3 protein-coding genes are annotated in these 6,697 nt (G+C 61.8%); 2 read left to right on the plus strand and 1 reads right to left on the minus strand.

Features of this window, described 5'->3' with window-relative positions; translation table 11 throughout:
- Positions 1 to 30: 30 nt before the first annotated feature.
- Positions 31 to 2,910: an FAD-binding and (Fe-S)-binding domain-containing protein gene (locus AC3WJM_RS19140; protein WP_492272680.1), complete on the minus strand. Its 2,880-nt coding sequence runs from the start codon at positions 2,908 to 2,910 to the stop codon at positions 31 to 33.
- A gap of 577 nt (positions 2,911 to 3,487) precedes the next feature.
- On the opposite strand from AC3WJM_RS19140, the gene AC3WJM_RS19145 reads away from it, so the two are divergent.
- The gene (locus tag AC3WJM_RS19145; protein WP_492272681.1) at positions 3,488 to 4,804 is read left to right on the plus strand and encodes an MFS transporter; all 1,317 of its coding nucleotides are present in this window, start codon (positions 3,488 to 3,490) and stop codon (positions 4,802 to 4,804) included.
- A gap of 231 nt (positions 4,805 to 5,035) precedes the next feature.
- On the plus strand, positions 5,036 to 6,202 hold the full coding sequence (locus AC3WJM_RS19150; protein ID WP_492272682.1) for a M24 family metallopeptidase: 1,167 nt from the start codon (positions 5,036 to 5,038) through the stop codon (positions 6,200 to 6,202).
- Positions 6,203 to 6,697: the final 495 nt, after the last annotated feature.

The following is a 6,697-nucleotide window of genomic DNA, read 5'->3' on the forward strand; positions in this document are numbered from 1 at the left end:
GACCCCGTTACCTCCGGTGCCGCCGGGCCCTTACGGCCGGGTGGCTGCAGCCAGCAGTTCCAGGATGTGTTGGTACGGTCGGCCGGTTGCGCGGGTCAGCCCTATTTCACAGGTCCGGTTTGAGGAGGCGTACCCGGCAAATCGGTCGCCGCGGGCCTGTTCGGCTTGTGCGATGCCGGCAGCCTCCGGCGCCGTGGCCGAGGCTGTAAGTTCCGGATGCAGCAGTCCGCGGTCTCCGGCGAAGGCGCAGCAGCCAGCTTCGATCGGGGTGAACACCTCGTCAGAGAAGTGCTCTGCGATCGTGACCAGATGGTTGGCTGTTCCGGCGATGGTGCTGGAGCAGGTCGGGTGGAGCGCGACTGAGGAGATGCGCTGCTGTACTTGCAGCTTTGGCAGGAGGTCCACGGTGAATTCGATGGCGTCGATAACCCGGAGGTCTGACTTTTCAGCAGCCGATCGCAGCATGACTTCCAGGCCTTCGGCGCAGGATGAGGCATCTACGATGATTGGCAGCCGGCCGCCTTCGCTGGCCTCCAGCAGCGCAGGTACGACGATGCCCCGCATGTGTTCCCAGCCGGCAGTCATTCCTTTTGACTTCCAGGGAGTGCCACAGCACATCGAAGCGAGCTTCTCCGGTGTACGGAGGCCGATTCCGGCACGGTCGCAGATTTCGACGAAAGCGTGCGATACGCCTGCTGATCCTTGGCGGTCTTCCGGGCCGAACATGGTTCCGATGCAGGCCGCGAAAAGCACAGCGTCGGCGTCCGTGTCGCGACGTACGGGCCGCTTGGATCCGCCGGCCGGAAGGGAAGAATCGTAGGCGGGAAAAGCATGACCGATGAATTTCCGGGCCACGTTGGTAATTGCTTCAGATGGGCCGGGGAGGGCCTTGGCGACAGTCATCGCCACTCCCCCGATACGGGACGCGGGATCCCATGCATGTGCTGCACCGGACCAGGCTGCGGACTCGGCCTTCCCTGCCGTTTCTGCCCGTAGCCTCCGGACCAAGTCGCCGGTGTTGATGCCAACCGGGCAGGCGGTTCCGCACATGCCGTCGACGGCACAGGTTGATACGCCGTCGTAGTCATAGCCTTCGAGAATCCGGCGTGCCAGCTCGTGGTCGCCTTTGGATTTGGCGACTTCGGCATCGCGGCGCAGGGTGATGCGTTGCCGGGGGGTGAGTGTGAGCTTCCGCGAGGGGCACACGGGTTCGCAGTAGCCGCACTCCACGCACCGGTCGACCTCTTCCTCGACAGTTGCGGTCTCTTTGAGGTTCTTCAGGTAGGACCGTGGGTCGTCAGACAGAACGGCTCCAGGGTTCAGAATCCCTTGCGGGTCAGCGAGATCCTTGAGTTCACACATGATTCCGTAGAGTTCGGGCCCATACTGGCGGCTCACGTAGGGGGCCATGATGCGCCCGGTTCCGTGCTCGGCTTTGAGCGTTCCCGCTGCTCCCAGGACCAGGTCAACGAGGTCTTCGGTAAAGTTTTCCCAGCGACGGGTATCCTGGTCACCGCCAAAGGCCTCATTCAGCATGAAGTGAAGATTTCCGTCCTTCGCGTGGCCGAAAATCACTGAATCCCGGTATCCGTGCTCGGCGAGGAGCCGGGCCAGGTCCTTGCATGTGCTGGCCAGGGCTGGGACGGGAACGGCAATGTCTTCGAGCAGTTGGCTGGTGCCCGAGGGCCTGGCGCTGGCCACTGCCGAGTACAGGCCCTTGCGTACCTTCCATAGGGCTGCCCTCTCGCGCGAATCCTGAGTCATCGCTACCGGCAGGGCCAGTCCCAGCTCCGCGAAGAGTTTCTCCGCCTCGTGAACCGTGCCGTTGAGTTCCTCAGGTTTGTTTGCGGCGAATTCCACGAGCAGCGCCGCCGGGTCAGGCAGGTCCAGGGTCCGGATCTGTTCGGGGCATCCGGACAAGCCGGATGCAACCCGAAGGGATGTGGCGTCCATGAGCTCAGCCGTCAAAGCACCGGCTTTCACAAGTTCGGGCACCGCAGTTGCTGCTGCGTGCACGCTGGAAAAGACCAGAAGTCCTGTGGAGATTTGGGGCTTCACTTCAACCGTGTCAAAGACGGCTTCGGCGACGAAGGCCAAGGTGCCCTCGGAACCTACCAAGAGATGCATAAAGATATCGAGGGGATCCTCGTAGTCAAGGAAGGCATTCAGGCCGTAGCCCATGGTGTTCTTCATTGAGAACTGTTGGCGGATGCGTTCCACGGAGACCGTTGAGGCATGGATACGGCGTCGCAGGCGCAGCAGGCCCTGATAGAGAGCCGGCTCACGGGCGGAGAATTCAGCCGAGGCGCCCGGAACCCCCGTGTCGATGATTGTCCCGGAGGGCAGGACGAACCGTATGGACCGCAGGGTCCGGTACGTGTTGGCCTCGGTGCCGCAGTGCATGCCTGATGAATTATTGGCGATGACTCCGCCGATCGTGCAGGCGATTTCACTCGCCGGGTCGGGGCCGAGCGCGCGGCGGTAGCGCGCAAGCCTCTGGTTGACCGCACGGACGGTCGCTCCAGGTTGAACACGCACCGACGCTCCGTTGTCCATTACGTCAATCGCCCCAAATTTTCGGCGCGTATCGGCCAGGACACCCGAGGACACTGCTTGCCCGGACAAACTTGTCCCTCCGGAGCGGAACGTCAGAGGCGTTTCGTGGCGTGCACAGACGCCGAGCATGGCTGCGACGTCGTCCGCGGAGCCAGGCGAGGCGACAACGCTCGGGATCAGAAGATACGGTGAAGCGTCGTGGGCGTTTGCGTATAGGTCCAGCGGCCGTGTGGTCACGGCCTCGTTGCCCAAAACAGCGGCGAGGTCGCGCGCGAGGTTCTCTTCTCCGGACGCCTGCCCCGGCGCGGAGGCCGGCGGGCGGTGGGCAGAGACACCCATCGTTCTACGGGACATCAGAATCCTTTCCCAAACTTGCAACGACGCCGCATTGCAGTCAATTTCAAGATTGCCTCCGGGTAGGAAAAGCAATGCACCTCGCCCGGACCACGGAGATCCGGTTCAGCAAACCTCCCCGCCAAGAAGCAGACCCGTCCGTTTCACGCCGTCACCCCCGAGATCCGCTGGTCTTCTTCGGGCTGAACCGCGTTGACCATTGATCAGGAGCCTTGGACGGAAATATCGTGGCCTGCTGAGCCAAGGATGGCACACATCCTTGACATGTGCCACCTAGTATTCTAGCTTGTGTTGTAAAATACTACTGTGCCTCAGACCACATTGGAACGGGTTGCGATTTCACCACCCAGGCCTTTCACGGGTGCCCATAAACAGGTGCGGCAAGATGTGAAAAGAAGTCCGTCTGGATCAGTGCGCCCGCAACACATCCCTGCATGGGTGGTTCGGTGCTTTGCGATCTCTGGGCTTTGGAAGCCGCCATGACTCATCAATCAGAGGAGAGCGGCAGATAGGTACTCAGCTCGTGACCATCGCCTGAACAGAGGCTCGAACCGTCCCTTTGCTTACAGGAGGACCCATGGATGCCCGCACACGAGGGCAGGCGTTGTTCGCCGGTACCATCGGCAATGTTGTGGAGTGGTACGACTTCGTGTTGTACGGCTACTTCGCCACCACGATCGCCGCACTGTTTTTCCCCAAAACCGACCCCACCGCCGCCCTGCTTTCGACGTTCGCGGTATTCGCCGTGGGCTTCCTCTCCAGGCCGGTAGGCGCCATTGTCTTCGGCCGCCTGACAGACAAGATCGGGCGCAGGAAGTCGCTCATCGCCTCGGTCGGCCTCATCAGCGCCGCAACCATCGCCATGGGCGTGCTGCCCGGATACGGCGCAGTGGGTATCGTGGCGCCGGCGCTGCTTCTGCTGTGCCGGCTCGTCCAGGGTCTGGCTGCAGGCGGTGAGTACACTTCGGCGCTGACCTATGTTGTTGAACACGCGCCGCTTGAAAAGCGAGGACGCTACTCAGGCGTTGCGGTAGCAGGATCGTATGCAGGATTCGCACTGGGGTCCCTGGTGTGCATTTTGATGACTTCAACGACGACGTCAGATCAGCTGCTGTCGTGGGGCTGGCGGATACCTTTCCTCGCGGCGGCACCGTTGGCGGTGATCGGCCTCTATCTTCGTCTTCGGGTCGAGGACTCCCCTGTTTTTGCGGCGATGCTCAGCGCCGGTGAAGTCGAGCCGGCACCGCTGAGGCAGGCTTTCAGGATCGCGAAGAAGAGCATGCTGATCATGGTTGGATGGGCCACGGCGTGCTCGCTCGGCTACTTCCTCAGCGTCACCTTCCTGATCTCCTTCCTGACCAGCTCGCGGCACTTCACTCCGACCCAATCGCTCCTCACAGGCGTGGTGACCTCAATGGTTGCGTTGGTGGTGAACCTCCTGGCCGGACCCGTCATCGACCGGCTCGGAATGAAGCGGGTCGCCGTCACCTCCATGGCCGTCATGGCTATCTGGGCTATCCCCGCGTTCCTCTTGTTCCAGAGCGTCGACTTTGTCCTTGCCTGCCTCATTGTCGCCGTCTTCGCTGTGTGCCTTGGAGCCAATGCAGTCATCACTGGCCTGGCGTGTGTGCAGTTGTTCCCTGCACGGGTCCGCGGCACGGCCGGGGCGCTGTCCTACAACGTGGCCTACGGCATCTTCGGCGGCACCGCGCCCCTGCTGGCAACCTGGCTCACCGCTAGCGGGAGCCTCATCGCACCGGCCATCTACCTTGCAGTGATGTGCGTGATAGGCGTCGTTGCTGCCGTCGTGGGCATTGGCAGCCGCTCGTACGATTTTTTGGTGAAGGAACAGGAACACGGATTCACCGAAAAAGTCGAAGGGGCCAGCGCTTAATCATTAACCGTCTGAGGCGGCCCCGTCGGGGCGGCGCACCTCATCGGACACTTGCACACCCTTTGTCAGCGACATTGTTTATAACCGACATCGTCGTCCAGCTCGAGCTTCGACAGACCGTCGGAACGTCCCTGAGATCCCGGTGTACGGCTCTCTCGCGGCGCTCATGGTGGCCACCACCCGATCAAACTTGTTTGACCCTACGCTCGCATTAGCAAATGGAGGATTCATATGGCACCTCATAACCAACATTTCAGCCTTGAGGAGTTCAGCCGCCGCCAGGCGGCCGCAGTGGCGGCACTGGCAGAGTCGGACCTTGACGGAATTTTGTTGTTCAAGATCGAAGACATGTACTGGCTCTGTGGCTTGGACACCGACGGTTTTTGCATTTTCCACGCCATGTTCTTGAACCGGGACGGACGCCTGACTCATATCAGTCGGGTCGTGGACCTGGCGAATGTGCGTTACTCCTCCATTTGCGAGGATGTCCGGGTGTGGCGCGATGACGAGAACAACCCGGTCAGCAAAGTAATCAAAGATACGCTGGCGAGCCACGGCATGGCGGGAAAACGTGTAGGGATACAGCTGGACACCATGGGTCTGACGCCGAAGCTGCACCAGCAAATCGAAGCTGAGCTTGATGGTTGGTGCCAGCTCGTCAACGCCTCAGGCCTGGTCCAGCAGCTTCGATTGGTGAAAAGCGCCAGGGAGCTGGACTACATCCGTCGGGCGGGACAGATCGTCGATTCCTGCAGGGATATAGCGATCGCCGGGGTGCGCCCCGGCGTCTTCGAAGGCGATCTCATGGGCAAGCTGTGGGGCAAAGTCTTTTCAGAAGACGGTGACCCGCCGGCGCACCGGAGCCCGATCGGCGCCGGCGCGTCCGCACTGAACGGCCGCTACACGACAGGCCGGAAAAAGATCGGCCAAAACGACCAGGTGACGTTCGAACTCGGAGCCGGATACCGCCACTATCACGCCGTGGACATGTTCGTCGTGCTGACAGGACCCGACATCGACCCACGCCATCTAAGAATGCACGAGGCCTGCCGGGATGCCCTGGAGGCTGTTCAGGGCAAGCTTCGACCTGGATATACGCTCGGGGATGTTTACGAGACGCATCGCGCGACCCTTGCCAAGCATGGATTCGAGGACAGCGCCCTTGCCGCGTGCGGCTACACGATGGGCGCCGTGTGGCCGCCCACGTGGATGGAGCAGCCCATGATCTATGCCCACAACCCTGTCGTGATTGAGCCGAACATGACCTTCTTCACGCACATGATGCTGGTTGACCAGCAGGCCGGCCTGACCATGTCCCTGGGAGAACAGGTAATTGTCACCGAAGGGCTCCCGGAACTCGTTACCACCGTCCCCCGGGAGCCCATCATCACCCATTAGGCGATGGCGGCCTGACCCGGTCCGCCAACTGATGCGCTTTGGCCCGGCTACTGTAGGAGCACGCACCCTCGCGCGAACGGGGAGGGTGTTGGAAGGCACCCAAGACCGACGAGCCATGATGACGTGCCGCACCCCGGGGGATCACGACGTCATTGGGGTCGCGGTCGATCCCCGGGAGCATGATGCGTTCGGGCCCCGCGTGTTTCCCGATACCCGGGAAGAGGACTCACTCAGCAAACTGCTGGCACATGCCTTTCGGCAGTTGAGTGGGAACGCCAATCGAACGTTGACGTGGCAGGGGTCGATGGAGCCGACGCTCCTTCGACCTCTACGCCGCCACGGGAGGAAAGGGTTCGCGACTACGCGGACGCCGCGGCTGTTGGCGGCAGCGCTGAAAAGCTCCCTGCCTTCCCGATGGTGACGGCGAGGTAGTCGTGGACGGCCCGCTGGGTGTTTTCAAGGAGTGTCTTCATCGCCGCTGATGCGCCTTCCTCA

It is taken from the genome of Arthrobacter sp. FW306-1B-G06A (genome assembly GCF_058781765.1).

Bases quoted from the DNA above. Each gene is read 5' to 3' on its own strand.
- AC3WJM_RS19140 (WP_492272680.1), bottom strand. From the start codon at position 2,910: ATGTCCCGTAGAACGATGGGTGTCTCTGCCCACCGCCCGCCGGCCTCC.
- AC3WJM_RS19145 (WP_492272681.1), top strand. From the start codon at position 3,488: ATGGATGCCCGCACACGAGGGCAGGCGTTGTTCGCCGGTACCATCGGC.
- AC3WJM_RS19150 (WP_492272682.1), top strand. From the start codon at position 5,036: ATGGCACCTCATAACCAACATTTCAGCCTTGAGGAGTTCAGCCGCCGC.